This is a genomic window from Mucilaginibacter sp. KACC 22773 (genome assembly GCF_028736215.1).
In the GTDB taxonomy this organism is placed as follows: domain Bacteria; phylum Bacteroidota; class Bacteroidia; order Sphingobacteriales; family Sphingobacteriaceae; genus Mucilaginibacter.
In genome coordinates this window covers 5648572-5668582 of record NZ_CP117883.1, presented here as the reverse complement: position 1 = coordinate 5668582, position 20011 = coordinate 5648572, and the positions used below count along the sequence as shown (strand labels likewise).

Annotated in this window: 16 protein-coding genes; 3 read left to right on the top strand and 13 right to left on the bottom strand. The window is 45.8% G+C overall.

The window, feature by feature from the left end; all coding sequences use genetic code 11:
* Positions 1-34 precede the first annotated feature (34 nt).
* Positions 35-2929 (bottom strand): T9SS type B sorting domain-containing protein, encoded by a 2895-nt coding sequence (locus PQ469_RS23410; RefSeq protein WP_274209820.1) that lies wholly within the window; start codon positions 2927-2929, stop codon positions 35-37.
* Between the two features lie 72 nt (positions 2930-3001).
* A complete protein-coding gene (locus tag PQ469_RS23405) occupies positions 3002-4342 on the bottom strand; it encodes an FAD-binding protein (protein ID WP_274209819.1) in 1341 nt (446 codons plus the stop codon).
* A gap of 120 nt (positions 4343-4462) precedes the next feature.
* On the opposite strand from PQ469_RS23405, the gene PQ469_RS23400 reads away from it, so the two are divergent.
* Positions 4463-4891: a MarR family winged helix-turn-helix transcriptional regulator gene (locus PQ469_RS23400; RefSeq protein WP_274209818.1), complete on the top strand. Its 429-nt coding sequence runs from the start codon at positions 4463-4465 to the stop codon at positions 4889-4891.
* Between the two features lie 3 nt (positions 4892-4894).
* On the top strand, positions 4895-5416 hold the full coding sequence (locus PQ469_RS23395; protein ID WP_274209817.1) for a GNAT family N-acetyltransferase: 522 nt from the start codon (positions 4895-4897) through the stop codon (positions 5414-5416).
* Positions 5417-5526: 110 nt separating this feature from the next.
* On the opposite strand, the gene porM is transcribed toward PQ469_RS23395, so the two are convergent.
* The 11 genes from porM to PQ469_RS23340 all read right to left on the bottom strand — a co-directional run bounded on the left by porM (position 5527) and on the right by PQ469_RS23340 (position 18316).
* A complete protein-coding gene (gene porM / locus PQ469_RS23390; RefSeq protein WP_274209816.1) occupies positions 5527-7059 on the bottom strand; it encodes a type IX secretion system motor protein PorM/GldM in 1533 nt (510 codons plus the stop codon).
* A gap of 344 nt (positions 7060-7403) precedes the next feature.
* Positions 7404-8207 (bottom strand): type IX secretion system motor protein PorL/GldL, encoded by an 804-nt coding sequence (porL, locus tag PQ469_RS23385; protein WP_274209815.1) that lies wholly within the window; start codon positions 8205-8207, stop codon positions 7404-7406.
* A 28-nt stretch (positions 8208-8235) separates the two neighbouring features.
* A complete protein-coding gene (locus PQ469_RS23380; protein WP_274209814.1) occupies positions 8236-8862 on the bottom strand; it encodes a hypothetical protein in 627 nt (208 codons plus the stop codon).
* Complete coding sequence (gene porN / locus PQ469_RS23375) at positions 8859-9764, bottom strand: type IX secretion system ring subunit PorN/GldN (RefSeq protein WP_274209813.1); 906 nt, start codon at positions 9762-9764, stop codon at positions 8859-8861. The genes PQ469_RS23380 and porN overlap by 4 nt, the downstream gene beginning before the upstream one ends.
* A gap of 4 nt (positions 9765-9768) precedes the next feature.
* Complete coding sequence (gene porK, locus PQ469_RS23370) at positions 9769-11061, bottom strand: T9SS ring complex lipoprotein PorK/GldK (protein ID WP_090651760.1); 1293 nt, start codon at positions 11059-11061, stop codon at positions 9769-9771.
* 473 nt (positions 11062-11534) lie between these two features.
* Complete coding sequence (locus PQ469_RS23365) at positions 11535-12080, bottom strand: carboxymuconolactone decarboxylase family protein (protein ID WP_274209812.1); 546 nt, start codon at positions 12078-12080, stop codon at positions 11535-11537.
* A 172-nt stretch (positions 12081-12252) separates the two neighbouring features.
* Positions 12253-12801, bottom strand: a complete 549-nt coding sequence (locus PQ469_RS23360) for a carboxymuconolactone decarboxylase family protein (RefSeq protein ID WP_274209811.1) — start codon at positions 12799-12801, stop codon at positions 12253-12255.
* 134 nt (positions 12802-12935) lie between these two features.
* Positions 12936-14192 carry an MFS transporter gene (locus PQ469_RS23355; RefSeq protein ID WP_274209810.1) on the bottom strand — a complete coding sequence of 419 codons (1257 nt, stop codon included), beginning with the start codon at positions 14190-14192 and terminating at the stop codon, positions 12936-12938.
* 5 nt (positions 14193-14197) lie between these two features.
* Positions 14198-16963 (bottom strand): TonB-dependent receptor, encoded by a 2766-nt coding sequence (locus tag PQ469_RS23350; protein ID WP_274209809.1) that lies wholly within the window; start codon positions 16961-16963, stop codon positions 14198-14200.
* A gap of 34 nt (positions 16964-16997) precedes the next feature.
* Positions 16998-17558, bottom strand: a complete 561-nt coding sequence (locus tag PQ469_RS23345) for a carboxymuconolactone decarboxylase family protein (RefSeq protein WP_274209808.1) — start codon at positions 17556-17558, stop codon at positions 16998-17000.
* Positions 17559-17767: 209 nt separating this feature from the next.
* A complete protein-coding gene (locus PQ469_RS23340) occupies positions 17768-18316 on the bottom strand; it encodes a hypothetical protein (RefSeq protein WP_274209807.1) in 549 nt (182 codons plus the stop codon).
* Positions 18317-18480: 164 nt separating this feature from the next.
* On the opposite strand from PQ469_RS23340, the gene PQ469_RS23335 reads away from it, so the two are divergent.
* Positions 18481-19992, top strand: coding sequence for a glycoside hydrolase family 32 protein (locus PQ469_RS23335; RefSeq protein WP_274209806.1), 1512 nt, complete (start codon positions 18481-18483; stop codon positions 19990-19992).
* Positions 19993-20011 lie beyond the last annotated feature (19 nt).

Below are 20011 nucleotides of genomic sequence, written 5' to 3'. Positions count from 1 at the left end.
TTATTATAATAACTTGCCAAATGCTTTTAATAACCTAATTAAATATAGTTACTGAACCACTAAGCACCTGTTTTGTGCCTTTTGTGCTGATAACGTAATAGTATACCGAAGCGGGTAATTTACTGCCGTTATAGGTGCCATTCCAGGGCGTGGCATAACCTTGTGATTGAAATACCATACTGCCCAGGCGGTTATAAACCCTCACGGTTGTGGTTGGGTCGCCCTCCAGGCCGGCTATTACCCAGGTATCATTATGGCCATCGCCGTTGGGGCTAAATGCATTTGGTATATGTATATCATCGCAATGGCTGCTTATGGCAATGGTTTGTGATGCCTGGCACCCGTTGTTATCGGTTACCGTTAAAATAACCGATCCTAATTTATTGGTTGTAAAAGTGTTGGTGCCGGGTTGTCCGTTCCATTCGTATTTGACAAAACCTGCGGGGGCTGTAAGGGTAATGCTTTCATTGGTATACTGACAAAGCGTAGCCGATGGTACGTTTAACGTTGGATTGGGAAAATACTGCACCGTAGCAGATTCATCAACCGTACAACCCGCCGTTGTTGTAACTGTAGCTTTGAATGTGCCCGAGTGCTGGATGCTTATTTTGTCGGATGTAGCGCCGGTACTCCAGGTAACAGTACCGCTTGTATAGCTTGCTTTAAGATCAACCGTTTGACCATCGCATAAGGTGGTATTCACAATTTGTTGAATACTGACGGTGGGCGGCGGGGTAAAACCTAAATTATAAACAGACGACGCGATACTGCACGAACCAGCACTTACAACGGTTACCGTATAGTTGCCACCTATATTGGTTGTTATGCTCGCTTTGTCCTGTTCGTCTGGTAATATATTTCCGTCCCTGAGCCAGCTTACAGTCGTAAACGGGTCTATATTAACATTCGCGATTAGTTGGGCCATATCGCCAATGCAATATGCCGGTTTACTGGCAGATACAACAGGTTTTGGCAGTTTAATGAAGTCGACCTGCAGCCCGGCGGACGAAACCGAGCCGGAACAACCGCTTACCGTCACTTTGTATTTGCCCGGTTGGCTCACGTTTATTGCTGCAGCACTGCCGGTTATGGGGCTGCCATCTTTATACCAGGCGTACTGGTAACTTGTCCAATTCAAAATAGCCGAGGCATCAATAAGTACTTTGGCCGATAGTGTAGCCTGGTCGCCATCGCAGTAGCTTGCTTTATCGGTAGCCAAAACCGGCGTTGGGATAGTAATAAAGTTTACCTGAACCTCTTTTGAAGCTACCCAATTGCCTGCACAGGCGCTTACTTCTACCTTGTATTTGGCGGTTTCGGTGATATTATCAAGCGTGGCTGTTGTATTGCCATTTAATACGCCATCCTTATACCAGCGATATTGGTAGTTGGGTTTGTCGTCGGTTTTTAAGCTCGCTGATGAACCGGCGCAGTAGTTTAATACATCGGGGTAATTAAAGCTGAATACAGGGGCGGCTACCTGGGTGACTGTTAAATGATTTGATTCAAAATGCACCTCTGAGCAGGGATCATACATCACCACATAATATTCGCCGGCCTCCTTAATTGAAAGCGAGGTGCCGCTTTGGTTAGCCATTTCTTTACCATCCTTATACCACTGTTGAATGTTGTCGTTATAAACATAGGAGCTGAAATAAGCGTTAATACTGACATTGGCGCAAAGTTCTATTTTGGTAACCTCTGGTCCATTTCCTTCAAATTGGATAGCTTGTAATTGCTGTTTTTTATCAACATAAGCGCCAAAATCGGGCTTTAAAAGATAAAGCCCGTCAATAGCGGCCACCCAAACGCCGTCTTCACAAACAGGTGTGGTATACGATGTAGCGTTAACGCAAATGTCATTAATCTTTTTATTGCCTAATGGGTCATAGTGGAAAAAGGTGTAATTTCCCATCAGGCCATCTATATTGTTTTTATATCCCGAATTGGTAAAATACAGGCCATTATCAGTGCCTGCCAATACGTTTTCTTTACTTATTGCCTTTTGGTTAAGATAGCCAAATCCAACCAGGCCTAAAATAGAAGTTACCTTGTTAATATTAATTCCTTTCAGGTATTGTTTGTGCGGCCAATCTAAGGTATAGGAGTAGTTCCGGTTGTTCTGAAATATGCCGTCCTCGGTCCCCCAAATCTGGATAAAATATACGCCTGCATTTGCGGTGTTCATGTCATCAATCCAGCCGTAGGTATAACATGCGGTATTAATGCTATTTGCGAAATCCTGATATTTATAATATAGCCAACCACCGTATATCGTCCATTGAGTAAGTTCAATTACGTCATATTGGTAATCCTGTCCGGGATACCACGGGCCATATTCCAGATCGCTGAACATTTCCGTGCGGTAGGTAGCATCGAATACTTTGGCCGGCACTTTAGACGACCCTGCTAACATGACATCACTGTCATAATCATAGTGGCACATACCTTTATCAGTGCCAATGATAATTGAATTGGCGGTAGGGCGCCCTGCCAAACCGCGCGTATTATCGGTAACGTAAGTTCCTGTATAATCTGTGCCTATTGACGTGATTGCGCCCGGCACCCCGTCTGGATTGCCTATTTTTTTTAACGCGCTGTTTTTATATTCCAGTAAAACATCGGCATTGGTGGCAACAAATACCAATTCCTTGTTAACGCCCGCGATGTCGGTAAATCGAAAATTGCCATATGCCGTAAACTTATCCGAAAAATCATCTACTTGTTTGGTGACGCTATTAATTCTGTAAACTTCATTGTTTTTTGCAAGCACCCACAAATATGGGTCATGAAAGTCTCTTTTTATTTTCAAAATATTTTTACCGGGAAGAAAAGTATTACTCAGATGCAAGTCCATATCCTGCTGAGCATGAACTTTGTAAACGGTAGCAATAAGGATTAACAGTAGCAAATAGCGCAAACGGGACATGACAAGGCTTTACAGGCAGAAAGATAAGATAAATATTAAAATATTTAAAACACTATTCTTCCCACCTGGCTGCTATCCCCCATAAATATTATGCTCCAGAAACGCGTTCCTGAATTTACCATGCGGGTCATATTCGGCAACCACCTTTTTAAAATCGGCTATTTTTTCATAACGTGAGGCCAGCACTTTCGGATCGAGCGTAAATACTTTACCCCAATGCGGCCGGGCATTGAAAGGGGCCAGGGCCTTTTCAATAACGGGGAGTAGTTTGGTAACAGCTTCTGTTTCGGGTTTCCAGGTAAAGTGAATAGTTACCGAGGTTTGATTATGGCAGGGGCTCATCCACAGGCTATCTGCCGCTATGGTGCGGATCTCGGTTATAAATAAATGCGGGCCAACCTGCCTGCCTAATTTAGCAATCGCTTCAATGGCCGCTACCGCATGTTTTATCGGCACAAAATATTCTGATTGCAGTTCTTTACCGCTGCTTGGGGTAAAGCCCATTTTAAAATGCGGCAAACGCTCGTACCATGGTCCGGGTACACCTAACTGGTCGGTGCAGCTTTCGGCGGGGTGGTCATAAATAGGGTGCAGGTTTTTGGTGGCCGCTTGGGCACCATAAAATTCGGGACCGTCATGGTCTTTTTCGGTCATGCGGCTTTTTATCCAAACCTCGTTTACGTAGTCGTTTTGCCAATCGGTAAACAGGCTTACGCTGTAACCTGCAGATACTATCGCTTCAAAATGTTGCTTAACCTGTGCCATGGGCAGCTTTAAAAACACGCGCTGGCGCATCATGTAAGTGGGCTCGATGGCCAGGGTAACTTTGGTAATAACACCTATGGCGCCCAGTCCAACAACTACCGCGTTAAACTTTTCCGGGTCGGCGGCTTTTGAAAAATGAACTATACTGCCATCGGCAACAACAACTTCCAGCGCTGTTACGGCACTGGCCAGGTTGCCGTTTTTTACACCGCTGCCATGCGTAGCCGTGGTGATTGAGCCCGCAACGGATATATGTGGCAATGAAGCCAGGTTATGTAAGGCATAGCCCTCTTTATGCAGGTAGGGGGCCAGCTCGCCATATTTTATGCCGCCTTCAACAGTAACGGTCATGGCTTTTTTATCAATCGAAACAACTTTATTGAGTTCTTTGGTTGATAGGAGGTCGTCCTTGCTATCGGCGATGCGGTTAAAGCAGTGCCTGGTACCCAGCGCTTTTAGCTTGCCGTGTTTTTTTATGAGCTGTTGTACCTCGGCCACCGTAGCCGGATACTGCACATTAGCAGTGCTGTAAGTAAGGTTGCCCGCCCAGTTTTGCAAAGGTGCCTGGCCGGCCAGGCTGATAACGGGAGATAAAAAAGGTGTAGCCATAAGTGTGCCGCCTAAACGGATAAAGGTTTTTCTTTTCATAACTAATTGGTTGATACAAGGTAGGATTTTAATTGCCATAAAAAATTAAAATTAATCACAAATATAGTTGACAAAGTCAACTATATTTGTGAACTTAGCTTTTGTAACTGCATTATTTATATGGAAAGAAAGTCGTCACCAGTTCAGCAAATTCGGGCCTTTAGTCGTTTTTATACGGATATTATAGGTTTGCTGGATAAACACCTGCTGCAAAGTGATTACTCGCTGGCCGAGGCGCGTATCTTATTCGAGCTTCATGCGGCCAAAAGCATGCAGGCCTCGCAGATCATCTCGGCCATGTATATCGATAAAAGTTATTTAAGCCGGTTATTGAAGAAATTGGAAAAGGATAAGCTGATTGCCCGTAGGCCTTCGGAACATGATGCAAGGGCGATGGTGCTTTCGCTTACAGATAAAGGGATGGCCGAATTTGAAAAACTTAACCAGGCATCAGATAAGCAAATTAACCAGCTGATAAAAGATTTGCCTGCTGCCAGGCAGTCGGAACTGGTAGCGCACATGCAACAGATCATGACTATTTTAAAATAAACAATGAACGAAAAGAGCACAACGTTAAACATCAACGATATTAATATACGGACAGTATTGCAACCCGGCGACCTGGGTTACATTGCGTACCTGCACGGAGATATTTATGCGCGGGAATGTGGCTACGGACTTAACTTTGAACGTTATGTACTACAAGGCCTGGCCGACTTTGCCAGCCAGTACAACGCCGGTAAAGATAGGGTATGGATTTGCGAGCACCGGCAGCAAATGATCGGGGTGCTGGTTGGCGTTAACCGCGGCGATAGTATACAACTGCGCTATTTTATTTTTAGGCCCGAATACAGGGGGCTTGGCCTGGGCAAAAGGCTGATGGATGGCTTTATAAACTACATGCGTGAATCGCAGATAAACAAATCGTACTTATGGACAACCAACGAACAGCATGCTGCCATCTCGTTGTATACCCGTTATGGCTTCCGGTTAACCGAAGAAAAGGTATCTAACGGGTTTGATAAAGAGCTTACCGAAAGGCGGTATGACCTGGAACTTAACGACAAATATTGACTACCCAATGCCGAACCCATGGCATTGAATAGTCAATATTATAGAAGCCAAAAGTAGAATGCACAAAGCTTAAGGCTTATACATTGTTTGATATCTGAAACTATATAATATCAATTGGCCGTGAGTGCCACCGGCGCCAGTTGCCTTGGCGAACCATCGGGCCCAACCGCTATAATATTATCAAAAATTACCCTTGAACCTGGCTTGATGCTGTTAAGGGATGCCGTCATGGAATCATTCAGGGTGTTGCCCGATCCAACCTGTACCGATGCGGTTTCGCGGGGGTTGGCTATAATAAGGCTGAACCGAGTGATTTTGAACCTGGCGTCAAAATCAAAATTATCCAGCATGGCAAAAATAGCATTCTGAGCTTTTAAGGCCACGGTAGGTACGCTGCCGCTTGACCGGCCCGAGAACTTTGCGACAGGATCTGGAATGCGTTTGGCCCTGAACTGGGTATGGCTTAATACCTGTACTTTACCCGGCGCAATTTCTGCCGATACCGAAACGGTTACCGTACCCGGAGTAGTCACCCTGGCTACATACTTCCCTTCGGAACCGCTGAGCGTGCCGCCGGAAATACCTATCCTGATGCTTTTTGAGGGGATACCCGGCACAGAAACCGATACCGGGTTATCCACCCCGATATAAAATACATTCATCTTATCGGGCGATACCACTGCCGATGGCCTTGAAACAATATAACGCTGCTCGGGTGTGGTATAAGTTTTTATAGTACCATCGGTTTGTTTTACGCTGATGGTGCCCTTCCAGTTAAATACCCCTTCGCGGCTGGTATTTACATTGTATACGCCCCGTCCATCCTTCACAGATATCGGGTTGCCGCCAACCTGTACAGTAGGGGTCGAGCGTGAATCATAAGCAGTTAAAAATACCTGCGCGGTGTAAGGCTGTCCTTGTATCAGGTACGATGTTGGCGCCACTGCCACTGCCTCAAATTTATCCAGGTTCACCACGGCCTGGTCCATTTTGCCCAGTATCTTTTTCACCACTTCCGATTCGGCATTTTTGTTATCGGCCTGGATGCGCGATAGTATCGTAAACGTAGCGGTTAAAGGCACGCCTTCGCCAAAGTTCAATTCTTCCCAGTTGCGGTGGCTGGGGCCTCGTTTTACCGGGTCATCGGCGTTAAGATTGAATGATACCGTTTTGCTATCCTGCGGGCCTAACAAAGTGAGCAACCGTTCGCGGGTATCATTAATTTTTTGCTTAAGCGCGGTAGCCCGCTTTTTGTTAATCATTACATCAAAACCGATATCAAGGTTGTCGCGCTGTTTTAAATCGCCTGTTACAAGATCGTACCCGTTGCTTTGATTACTAAGTTCTGCTTTGATGTCCCTGATGTAGTTATCCAGATCTGTTGTTACTTCCCTTGCCTGTTTTGCTTTTTCATATACAGGTTTGGCCCTTTCGGGCGATTCCTTAAGGCGGGTTTGCTCAAAAGTGCTGAATAATTGCTGTACCGAATTACCCACGTTTGCCGCCGAAGCAGTTAAGCTGTCGTTTATGGTTTTAAACGCGTCCAGTATGGTTTCTGATACATTCAGGGCCAGCATTGCCAATAAAACCAGGTACATGATATTGATCATCTTTTGCCTGGTGGTTTCTTTTCCTGCAGCCATTTTTTTAAGTTTTAAATTGAATTATTAATTGTTTTGATAGGGTATAAACACCTTGTGGGATGTTGTTAGCCGTAGTGAGGGGGTACGAGAACTATCGGGTTTGAACGCTGGTTAAGACTCACCCGGCGAGGCTGCGCCCGCCACCCTCTCTTCGGCTTCGCCGGAAAGAGGGGCTTGAAAGCGTTTTTGTTTACTTCCATTAAGGATATTCCCCGTTCAATTCCCTCTTTCCACCGCAGGTGAAGAGAGGGTGGCGGGCGCAGCCTCGCCGGGTGAGTTTTCGCCGCCCTACATATCCACCATCCTATACCAGCGTTCCAACCCGAAAAGTCGTTCCCCTTTTACTACATCCGCTGCTGATTCATAGCCGAAAGCATGTTGGCGTAGTAAACATTTAATGATGATATATTTTGCACCAGCTTGTTCACCTCATCCTTAAACACCCGGGTTTCGCCTGCCGACTCGTGCAAACTATTCAGGGTGCCGGTAAGGCCCTGGTAAAACTGGTTAATGCGGCGCAGGTTATTATCGGCCCCGCTCAGTTCGCTCTCGTATAATGAGTTTAAATGTGCCAGGTTATGTGTTAGCTTTAAAACCTGTTGCTGATAGGCATGGGCATCATCGCGGCTATCGGCAATGGTAGCAAAGCCGGCCGATGCTTTTTCGAACATAATGCCTAACAGATCAAACTTGGACGAAGCGTTTTTTAGCTTCGCCGCAAATTCGTCTGTCCCTAATGATGCATCAGCTATAGCGTTTATCCGACTCATTTTATCCGAAAATTGTTTTAATCCCTCCCCAAGGTTGTTAATCTTTTCGGGGCTTAGGTCGGCATGAGTAAGCAAACCGTCAAGCGCCGCGGTAACGCCATTGGTTTGGTGCATTGGCCTATGGCTATGCCTTGGGAAGTCGCCCGCATAATCAACTGCCAGTTCAGGATATACCTTTTCCCATTCCGGCTCTTCGGCCGGAGGGAAAAAGCCAAGGGTAAAAAACAGCAGGGCTTCTACTGATAGGCCAAGCCCTATCATATAGGTGCCAAGCTGGCCACCCCAATGGTTAATTTTAAACATAGCGCCAAGGATAACTATACTGGCACCCCAGGAAATGGCTATATGCAGCCAGTTGATTTTTTTGCTCTTTAACATGATATTTGATTTTTAATGGTTTTACAGATCAGAATTTTACATAAATGGTTACCGCCGAATTAAGGCCAGGCAGCAGGCCCCGTAACCCGCTGCTTACTTTGCTGGCCTTATCGCCATAGGTTGATGTGGCCGAACTGGTTGGAATAAACCACCCCAAATCCGTACGCATACCTATGTTTTTGAACAGGTGGATATTACCCAGCCCGGTGCCGATATAGGGTCTTACTTTCGACATGTAGATAGTGTAGTTGGGTGTAGTGCCTATCCCTTCCCTATACACATTATTTGAAAAATAATAAGCAATACCGGTAGATATGTACCACTTACGCGCCAGCCAGTCGCTTTGGCCGTACAGGGGTTGCCAATCGGCAATGGCAAATACCGATGTGCGGTTAAATTGCGCGTCGCGGCCATTGTATTGTACCGTCATCCCCGGGAAGGCATTGAACCCAATCCTGGCGTTAAATGATTTCAAAAAACTGTATGATCCCTGGATGCCTAACCCCTGCGTACCAACCTGTACGCCAAATGATGATGTTGGGAATGCACTGTACTCGGGCAGTACCTGGGCGCTGGCCTTGCCGCAGCAAAACAACAGCCCCGATATGAGCATCATCAATAAAAACTCCTTGAATAATTTTGCTTGCGTTGTCATAGCTTCTCCTCCTTTTTACTATCTGTTTGTGCTAAATTTTTTGCGTTTACGCCCCTGGGGTTTTGCCAGATGTGTTTTTTCAGGTCGGCAATTTTTTGTTCAAGCAATATCGCTTCCGTGCTGCCCGGCTCCAGTTGCCCACTTTGTACGCCACCCGGCGACGCTTGTTTTACCAGGTAGGCCGAAAACTTGTGCTGCATAAACACATCATCCAGCGTAAAATCAAAAATGTCCTTGTCGGGGTTGCTCACATCCTCCTGCACCAGCGTGTACCGCAGCTGTGGAAAATAAAGCCAGAAGGCCGGGGTAAATGCCAGGTTGTCGGCCAGGTCGGCCGATGTGCTGATGTGCATCATGGGGGCCAGCGCTACAATGCGGGTGTCAACCCGGCCGCGCTGCCTGTCAAAAAACACATCTTCCCTAATCCGGAACCGGCGTACTTTATCAGGGTTGAACTCGTTAAGCGCCATCCTTGAGCCTGTTTGATTACCGTCTTTATCAAAAATTGGTATCAGCACCGAATCGGCAAAGCGCAACTCGCCTTGTTTGGCGCTGAGTTTCTTTTTCAGGTCCTCTTTTTCATAAGGTGTAAGCTTGCCTGCTTTTATCCCTTTCATGATATCTTCCATAAGGGATTTACCAGGGATGGTAAGGATGCTGTTGCCCGAGTCGGAAAGGTCGATATCCCGCCAAACCTGTGCATATAACCTGATGTTGGCGGCATTAGCCTTTGGATAGGGGAAAGGCTTTGCTTTTCCTAAATCGGCCGATTTAATTAAATTATCATATGCCGGCAGGGTATCTGTTAACGTACTATCGGCCACTATTGCCTGGGCAAAGGACATACCCCTGCCGAAACCGATCAGCAGAAGGGTTTCAATCACTATTATTATCTTTTTCATAAAATTATCGTTTAGCGTATTTTCTTGTTTTCACCTGCTCGCCGGGGAGTTCAAAGGCGGCCATCACGCAGCGGAAGCCTATGTAGGAGTGGGCGTTGCCCTGGTCTTCAAAACTGCGGGTATCACTGTTCAGCATCTCGCCGTTATCTTTCCATGATCCGCCGCGTACTACCTTTCGTTTTAATAGGGGCGAGTCTTTATCGGCGGCATCATACAGCAACGCCGGATTTAAATCGTTTACCAGTTGCGAAGCCGAGGGACTAAAAGCATCCATCGTCCACTCAGATACGTTGCCTGCCATATTGTAAATGCCGAACGCGTTGGGGGTATAGGAGGTAACCGGCAGCGTAAATGTTGATCCATCGCTGGAGTAGGCGCCCTCGCCTTGTTTAAAGTTGAGCGAAAGTTTTTCCTTACCGGTAGTTTTATCAATAGTGGTTTTTACTGTTCGTTCTACAGTATCAGCTGGATCGAGCTTGGCTTCGGCGGCGTATTGCCACTGTGCTTCGGTAGGCAAACCAAAACTTAGTTTAAAATTTTTAAGGTTGGGATTGTTCCTGATGAGCACCTTTAACTGCGTACTGCGCCAGTCGGCATAAGCACGGGCCTGTTTCCAGGTTACCCCGACTACAGGGTTATACTCATAAATTTTATTGCTGAAGTAGTTGGCGTCCATCACCGTCATTTGCGCGTTCGGAAAATCCGTCGACCATACATGCTCGTTAGGATAAACGCCGACCGTATCCATTACATACTGGTTGTTTTTTTCGCCATCCATGCGCACGTAATAAAACCGGTAGTTCATTAATGCCGGGTCGGGCATACGCTGGCCATTGAGCATGGTCATCATACCGGCCAGCTTTTCTTTTACGTCTGCCGGTGCGCGTTTCCACAAGGGCGAAATCTTGTGCACTTTATCCCAGTCTATCAGCCTGATCTCCTTGCGGTTTTTACCAACGGTTGCCCCTGTGGATGGCAGATAAAAGGAATCATCGTGCAGGTAATCGGTAATAGCTACCGAATCGGCAACCCAGTTTACAAAGGCCTGGTATTGCTTATTGGTTACTTCGGTTTTGTCAATAAAAAAAGCGCTTACGCTTACATTGCGTTTTTCGGATTTATCATCATCATCCTGCAGTTTGTATTGGAAAGTGCCTGATGGTATATACACCATGCCTGCCGGCGGGATGAGGCGCTTTACAGAAACAGCGCGGGTGGCCGGGGTATTGTATAGTTTTGACTGGCAGGAGCTGAGCACTATTAGCAGCAAGCCTGTAATTTGAATTGACGATCTCATAATTGACTTATCGGGGTTTTAAATGAAAAAAAATAGTCGAGGTGAGATCATAGCGTTTTTTTAAGTGGTGAAACAATGACTCAAATATGGGAGGTGTGGACCCAAGGGGGCATAATGTGCCGATGAACAGACTAAATAACTCGACAAAGAAATTGCGGGGTAAAAAGTAGAATTTTTAGTTGGATGCCTGTGCAATATATCAACATGGATACGCGTTTTTAGCCGCGTTTTTGCATGTTGCACAGGGATTTAGGAGATTTTGGCTGAAAATATGGTATGATTTTTAGGCTTTATGGTTGGATATAGCGGCCCGAAATATCGATTTGCAAGAAAAGTATTTTGATAAAACGACGGACAAACAGGAGGGCAGGGCGCTATTTAAGCCACCGGTTTTCGGGACAGCGTTAAGTATGGTAGTGTAAAAATAAGGCCCCGCATTACACGGAGCCTTTGTAATATAAATCGGCTAAAAATTATTTTAAAATACTGCCCACATAACCTTCAACCGCCCGCTGAGGAGCGCGGTTAACATAAAACGATCTGTCTTGCGGCGCCCATGTGCCCAGGCCATCTACATAGCGGTTAAACATGCAAAACGATGCGGCTATCAGCACCGTGTCGTGTATCTCTATATCTGTAGCGCCTTCGCTTCGGGCGGCATCTACCTGTTCAATGGTTACATTTTTGCCCCCTTTTTGAACACTACCGGCAATAGTTAATAAAGCCTTTATTTTAGGCGATATATCGGCGGATGTAAAATCGGCTTTAATAGCATCTATATCGTCTATACTACAGTTAAGATAGTGGCCGGCTACCGCGCCATGCACGTTCTGGCAAAAAAAGCAGTCGTTCAGGTACGATACGTAAGTGCCTATCAACTCCCGCTCGCCTCGGGTTAGCGAGTTGTCTGAGCGCAGCAAAAATTCGGCAAGGGCATTCAAGGGGGCCTCGGTTTCGGGCCGGTAAAACATCAGGCCTCTTATGCCTGGCAAGTCGTTATTTAATTCAATATGTGCCATGGTATATTTTTTATGGTGAATAATTATTGCTTTGGTGTAGGTAATTCAATAACTAAAAAATGGAATTACAAATAATATCGAATAACGAATTTCGAATATCCAACACCGAAGTTTTTCTTCATTATTCGACATTGGATATTCGGTGTTCGATATTTAAATCAATCTTCGTTCATCACTTAGGAGCATTGGGAGGTAAAGTATACCCCTTTGCCATACGTACGCCCATTTCTGCATAAGCTTCCGGATCTGTTGGTGTAAGGCTGGCCAGGCCATCTACATAACGGTTAAACATGCTGAACGCCGCCGCTATCAGTACCGTATCGTGTAATTCGCGGTCGGTAGCGCCAAGACTTTTGGCGGCGTCAATATCGGCCTGTTTAACTTCGGTACCCAGGATTTGCACTTTACCAGCTATGTTTAATAGCGCTTTCAGCTTATCGCTTGCCGGGGCCTCCTGCATATCTCTCAATACCTCGTCAACAATAAGGGCATCGTCTTCATACAGGCACCTTGCCGCAGCGGCATGGCTACTGTAGCAAAAGGTGCAGTTGTTGCGGTACGATACATATGCGGCTATCAGTTCGCGCTCAGCGGGTGATAGGGTAGATTCGCCCCGCAGCAGTATCTGCGCCAGCTCATATAAAGGCTTACCTGTTTCGGGCCTGAACATGACCAGCGAACGGATGCCCGGAACGCCTTCGGGTACATTGATGTGTGCCATATTTTTATTGAATTATTGAATTATTGAATTATTGAATTATTGAATTATTGAATTATTGAATTATTGAATTATTGAATTATTGAATTATTGAATTATTACTCTTTAAAACACTTTTCCCTTTAACCTTTTGCCTTTCAGCTTTTGCCTTCTCTTTTATGGCCAAAAAGCACTACCAGCAGGCCTACCACAAATACTAACGAAAAAATGAATATGGCATTACCATAGCCGCCGAGGGCCGATACCAGTATGCCTACAAACAGCACCGCCGTAGCGGTAAATATTCTGCCGATGTTAAAGCAAAATCCCGTTGCTGTGGCACGGATGCCGGTTGAAAATAGCTGTGGTATGTAGGCTGATAATACACCCTGGCTGGCGCCGAAAAATAAAGCCAGTACGCATATCTCGGCATAAATGACAGGGCTGAAGGTGCTGTTGGTTTTAAACAACACGAACGATAAACCGGCACATACCGCGAAACAAATCAGCATCGACCGGCGCAAGGTAAGCAGGTTTACCAGCCACCCCGAAAGGAAACCACCTGTTAGGCCACCCATCCCCAAAAACATCATGCTCAGGCCACGCTCTTTGGCTGCATCATGATTGGTAATAAGGCTTTGCACCCAGGTTGGCAGCCAGGAAAATATGGCCCACAGGCCTATTAACATAGTGCCAAAGGTCAGCGAACCTACTACCAACTCCCGGCGATGGGCGGGCGATAGTAATTTATTCAACGGGTTGTTGCGGTTGGCAATATCGTTACGATAGCTTAGCCAGCCTGGCGATTCGGATAAAACCCAGGCGCCAATCAGCGCCAGGGCGAGCGGGATAACGCCGATCAGAAAACCTGACCGCCATGACGATACCACGTAATTGATAAGCCCGGCCGAAAAGATACCCACGGGAAAGGCGATAGACAGGATTCCGATAACAACGGCTTTGCTTTTGGCAGGCCAAACTTCGCTTATAAGGGTAATGGTTGTTACCAATACGCCGCCCACGCCAAAGCCACTCATAAAGCGGCATAGCACAACGCCCCACCAGGTGGGCATTTGCCCTGTTAAAATGGTGAAGATGCCATAACAGCTAATGGCCATCAGTAAGGCGGTTTTACGGCCCATTTTGTCGCTGATAACGCCCCAGGTAAAGCCGCCCAATGCCCAGCCAAAAATGAAGATGGCGTTAATATAGCCACTGATGGAGTTAATTTCGTTTGGAGGCAAATTGCCCTGCAAATCTTTTACCACCACCGGCAGATAAACCGACATCAAAGTAGATACCGTACCCCCAAGGGCGCTGCTCAAAAAACAAATAGCAAATAGTATTACCCGGTAAGGTACGCTGATATCTGTTTTCGGTTTTGAACCCGGCTTATCAATTACAAGTGTGCTCATGTTGTTTATTTTAAAAGGTCATCAAATACTATGGATACATAATAAATAGCGCCAATGGCCGGCGAACCGTACGACTGGTAGATGTGCTGGTTAAAAATATTGCTGCCACCCAGCTTAACTGTCGATTTGAATTTTGGGAGCTTTTTGCTGATCTGCGCATCAACCACCGAGTAAGCATCTACACGGCCCGGACGGGTACCGTTAAAAGTACCGTACCAGTCAAACGCGCTTTGCCAGTGCCAGGCCAGGTTAAAGCCAAAATTGTTGGCAAAATTGCTGTTGCCAAAAGTGGTATTGGTAGCCCATTTAGGCGTGTTAAAGGCTGCAATGTTATTTGGATTTGCGTTGCGCAGATTGAAAGTTGATAGCGTAGCGTTGGCACCCAGGGCATATCCTTTATCAAACAAATAAGTTAAGCCTGCGCTTGCGCCCTGTGCCGATACTTTATCGGGCGCGTTGGTGTATAGCTGGAAGGCATGTACCTTGCCACCGGGAATATCACTTGCCGATGCTGTGGTAACTTTGCCATCGGCACCTAATATTTGATCTTGTGGCTGTATTACTACCGTGTTCAGGATAAAGTTGGTATAGCTGCTGTAGTAATAGTTTACATCAACCAGTAATTTATCCATAATTAAGCCTTTATAGCCCAGCTCAAAGGCCTTTTGCTGCTCGGGCTTAATATAGGCCACATTTGATTTTTGCAATAACCCTTTGTTTTGCTCAACCGCTTGCGGAAAGGGTGTTCCGCCGGCAACAGCCGCGCCAAATGCCGCACCAAAGGCACTTACTGATGATGCAGTGAACGAGTTTTCATAAACGTTTAACCCTGCACTGTTTTTGGGCGCGCCACCTAAAATGGTGATAGGGCCTACGTTAAGGTGAATAAACTGATCAACCGGGGTAGGGTTCCGGAAACCGGTTTGGTATGATGCCCTGAAATTATGGGTTTTATCAACGGTATAAACTGCCGAGAAGCGAGGCGTATAGCTGCCTTTAAAGTTTTCGTTTTTATCATAACGGATAGAGGCAGTTAGCTTCAGGTTATCGTCAAACAGTTTTTTGGCGGCCTGCATAAACGCGCCGTATTCGGCAATGGTTACTCGGTTGGTTTTATCATCAAACAAACTGCCGTTGGTAAACATGCGATAATCGCGGTAACTGCCGCCGGCCAGCAGCTCAAATACTTTGATAGCACTTGAGAAATCGTACTGACCATCAGCATGGTAAAATTTACTTGCACTAAATACGCCCGCACCGCTTAGGCCGTAGTTATGAATAGATGCATCTTTGGCAGCGTTGAAGGCAGCTGTGCCCGGTAAAAAACGGCCCTGATCTGCAAAAGACCTTGCTGCCGCATTATCGTGGGCGGTTACGCCGCTGGCGTTGCCGTTGTATGCTGTTGAATAACGGGTAAACCAGGTATCGTCGGCTTTATCGGGCGTAACGGTGTTACCGCTTAAATCCTGTACCCAATCGCGGTTGATGAACTGCGCTAGCGAGCGGGTATTATATGAATCGTGCGAGTTTTCGGCTACGGAGTATCCGCGGATAAAAAAGTTACTGCCTTTCAGCTCCACCCTGTGGGTTTGCAGTACAAAGTTATTCAAATCAAAACGGCTGCTGCCGGTATAGCTGGCGGTTCCTTTACCAAAGTTGTACTGGTAAATGGCCTCCAGGTTATTGCTGATGCGGTAATGCAAAGCGCCGTTTAACTTAAGGCTGTATACGTTATAATTCATCAGGTCTTTTTCCTCGTAACCGGTTCTCGATACCAGGCCGATGCCGGGAAGTGTGCGGGAGACTTCATCGCCGTAAATATTCAGCGCGTCGCGTCCGGGGTTATTGGGCCCCCGTTGGGCAACCGGGGTTGATGCGCTTACATCGGTATAGTTTTCGGCATACCAATCCCTGCCGGTTAAATACGAGGCGTTAATTTTCAAGGCAAATCTGTCGTTGAAGGCTTTGGCATATCGCGCGGCAAAATCATACAAACCCTGTGGTTTTACAGATGATTCGCCAAAGTGGTTCATTCCGGTTTTAACCTGCAGAGTTAAGCCCTGGTATTTGAAGGGATCTTTTGTTTTTAACGACAATAAACCATTAAAGGCTACGGGGCCATATAAAGCTGATGCCGCACCTGGTATAACTTCGGCGCTTTCGATATCAATATCCGATGCGCCGAAAAGGTTACCTACCGAGAAGTTGAGGCCGGGTGTTTGGTTATCAACACCATCAACCAACTGCAAAAAGCGGCCGTTACCAGTGCTGTTAAAGCCACGGGTGTTTACCTGTTTGTAGGTTAAGCTGCTGGTTACCGCTTCAACCCCTTTTAAGCTTTGCAAGCCATCATAAAACGTGAATGAAGGATTTTCTTTGATAGCTTTCAGGCTCATTTTTTCGATACTAACCGGCGATTGCAATATGCTTTGGTTAATACGGGTAGCAGATGATACAACCTCGTTTAGTACGATGGATTTTTGCTGTAATTTGAGGCTTACTTCGCCGGCGGCTGTAACATTGTTTTCTATTTGCTCATACCCTACGGCAGATATAATGAGCGTAAAGGGCAGCTTAATTTTATTAAGGTTGAGGGAGTAATTACCCTTCGAGTCGGTAATGGTACCGGTTAATTTTCCTTTAACGGTAATGCTGGCGCCGACAACAGCCTGACCGGTTGCGGCATCGGTTAGGGTTCCCGTTATTTTGCTTTCCTGTGCAAACAGGTTGATTGACGAGAGCAGTAATATGATAAATAAAAGTTTTCTCACAGTGATTTGGTTTTAAATTAGTTAGGGTAATGGCTTATTTTTTTAAGTGATCATAGCCTTGCGGCAGGCGGGTATAACCATGGTTAACCAGGCGATCGGCCAGGATGTTATAGTACCCGGCATCGGCGGGCAACGCTGTAGCCAGGCCATCAACATAGCGGTTGTACAGGCAAAAAAGCGCAGCTATTAATACGGTATCGTGAATTTCGATGTCTGTCGCACCCGCGGCCTTAGCCCGGTCAATTTCGGCTGAGGCTACATTTTTGCCGCTTTGGCCGATTAGTTTGGCAATGGTAAGTAGTGCTTTCATTTTCTCGCTTACTGGGGCGGTCTCGATGTTTTCTTTGATCTTTTGGGCGGTATCATTTTCGCCTAAATACAAGTCGGCAGCGGCAGTATGGGCAGTGGTACAAAACTTGCACTGATTGCCGTGCGATACGATGGTAGCTATCAGCTCACGGTCGCCCTCCGATAGGGTCGACGGGCCGCGAAGCAAAATTTGGGTCAGGTCGCGAATAGGTGCAGCACTTTCTTTGCTGTACTCCAATAGGCCGGTAATGCCCGGTAAATGGGACTCAAGAGGTATGTAAGGCATGAGTTTAATTTGAGGATTTGAAAATTTGAAGATTTGAAAATTTCCGAAGGGGTAATTAGCTTATCGATACTCTTACTACGTCGCTGTCGCGTTTGTGCTCTGGCTAAATGCAAAGCAGCAAACTGCGTTAAAGCGCACAGGCAAATTCCAATAAAAGCAAATCATTGGTACTAACAGTACCGTCCGGAAAATGAATTAAAAAGAGGGGATTAGCAGCTGGCTTTTGGCGGTTGCTCAGGAATGTCCTGGTGGTAATAAACCAAAGGTTGTACGGGTTGTACAACGTTTTTCTGTAAGTTTTTTATAGGGCAATTAAACTCAATTTGCGCAAAAGAGAAACTAATGTTTTCCTGCACAATGGTTTTGCCGTAGGGCACATGATCTTTTTGTGGTACCGGGATATCTTTAACGCCTTTGGCATTAACTACATTTTTATCAATATGTTGGGTGGTTTCGTAATTGGGGATGCACATCAGGTGTAAACCGGTGCGTGTCATCTTCATTTTTACGTAGTTGTAGTTGGTGTTCCCAAACTGGATTTGCCCTGCAATGTTCTCAAAATTTTTCCAGTCGCTGATATTAGGCAGGTTAACAGGGATAATTATCTCTGTTAAATCTTTAATATTGTAAAGACCTTTGCGGGTTTGTTCGGTATAAAACTTATCTGTTTTGTAAACCAGATATTGATGAAATGCCAACTGCCCGCCAATATTTAGCAGGTGAATGTTGAGTAACATTAAGGCAATAAACTTTTTCAATCTGGTTTAAAGGCAAAAGAGTTGTTTAAAGTTGTGACTTTAAAACAAACTTTCAAAATTTTATTTAATAATAGCGTGAATATCTGCCGCGTTTACGCCCTATTTGCTCCGGAGTTAATTTTTAATGTACATTTATGCTGCCAACTTTATAAAACAGCTACCCGATGTTTAAATATTTTACCTACTGCCTTGTCTTCGTGACGTCTACTGTTAAAGTATTTGCCCAGCAAACGCCAACGCCACAATGGCGACCAGCATACCATTTTACGCCGCCCACCGGCTGGACTAACGACCCTAACGGACTCCTCTTTCTCGACGGGAAATATAACCTGTATTATCAGCATAACCCTTTCGAAAATAAATGGGGGCATATGAGCTGGGGACACGCCACCAGTACCGACCTGCTGCACTGGAAAAATCTGCCGGTAGCCATTCCCGAAATAGTGACAAAGGATACTTTAACCTATGTCTACTCCGGCTCGGCAGTGGTGGATAAAAATAATACCAGTGGTTTTGGTAAAAATGGTAAAGCTCCTATTGTTGCCATTTTTACAGCCGATCAGCCCAAACAGAAAAAAGAATCGCAATATATAGCTTATAGTAACGATGGAGGCATAAGCTATACCCAATACACCGGCAACCCAGTTATCGATTTGAATAAAAAAGATTTCCGCGACCCCAATGTTTTCTGGCACGAACCAACCAAACAGTGGATTATGACTGTAGCCATGGTTGACGAGCATATGGTAAGGATTTACGGCTCTAAAAACCTGAAAGAGTGGACAAAACTCAGCGATTTTGGCCCTGCTGGTTATACTAAAAGCGGCTGGGAATGCCCATCGCTGCTGCCTTTAACTGTTGATGGCGATGCGGCCAATACAAAATGGGTGCTGTTTGTATCGTGCTGGGGCGAGCATAGCCCAATGATGCAGTATTACGTTGGCGACTTTGATGGCTTAACCTTTAAAAACAGCAATGATGCCGGTAGCCTGTTCAAAGTTGATTATGGCGACTCGTTTTATGCCGCTATTGCCTGGCGCAATGCACCTGGCAACAGGAAAGTGCTTTTAGGCTGGCTGGTAAACGGCCGCAAGGAAACCTATCCATGGAAAGGGCAGATGTCAATCCCGCATGACTTATTCTTAAAAACTACCGATGAGGGCATCAGGCTTGTTCAGGCACCATCAGCTGTTGTTAATGAGGCAATTTCAAAGGAAGTGAAGGCGCTTTCGTTTGGTAGTCACGTACTTGACGGAACGATGTCGTTAAAAGGCAGCAGGGTATTTGGTAAATCAATGTGGATTGACGTTGATTTTCAGCTGAATGATGCCAAAAAAGTAGGCTTTATTTTAGCCCAGGAACGCGGCACAACAAAAAAAGTGGTAGTAGGATATGATGCTGAAAAACAGGAGCTTTTTATTGATTGTACAACCTCTGAAACGGCGAATAAGGATGCCGTAAACCTTATCCAGACCGCGCCGTTAAAGCCGGTAAATGGGGCTGTAAGGCTCCAGATTTTGCTTGACAGATCCTCGTTGGAGGTTTTTGGTAACGGCGGCGAAAAGGTAATATCCACCATGATATACCCCGGCGAAAACGCCACCGACAATACCATATTTTCGGAAGGACAATCGCTGGTGAAAAGTTTAAAGATATGGGATCTGAGCAGTAAGTAATCTGGCCAAAACAAACATC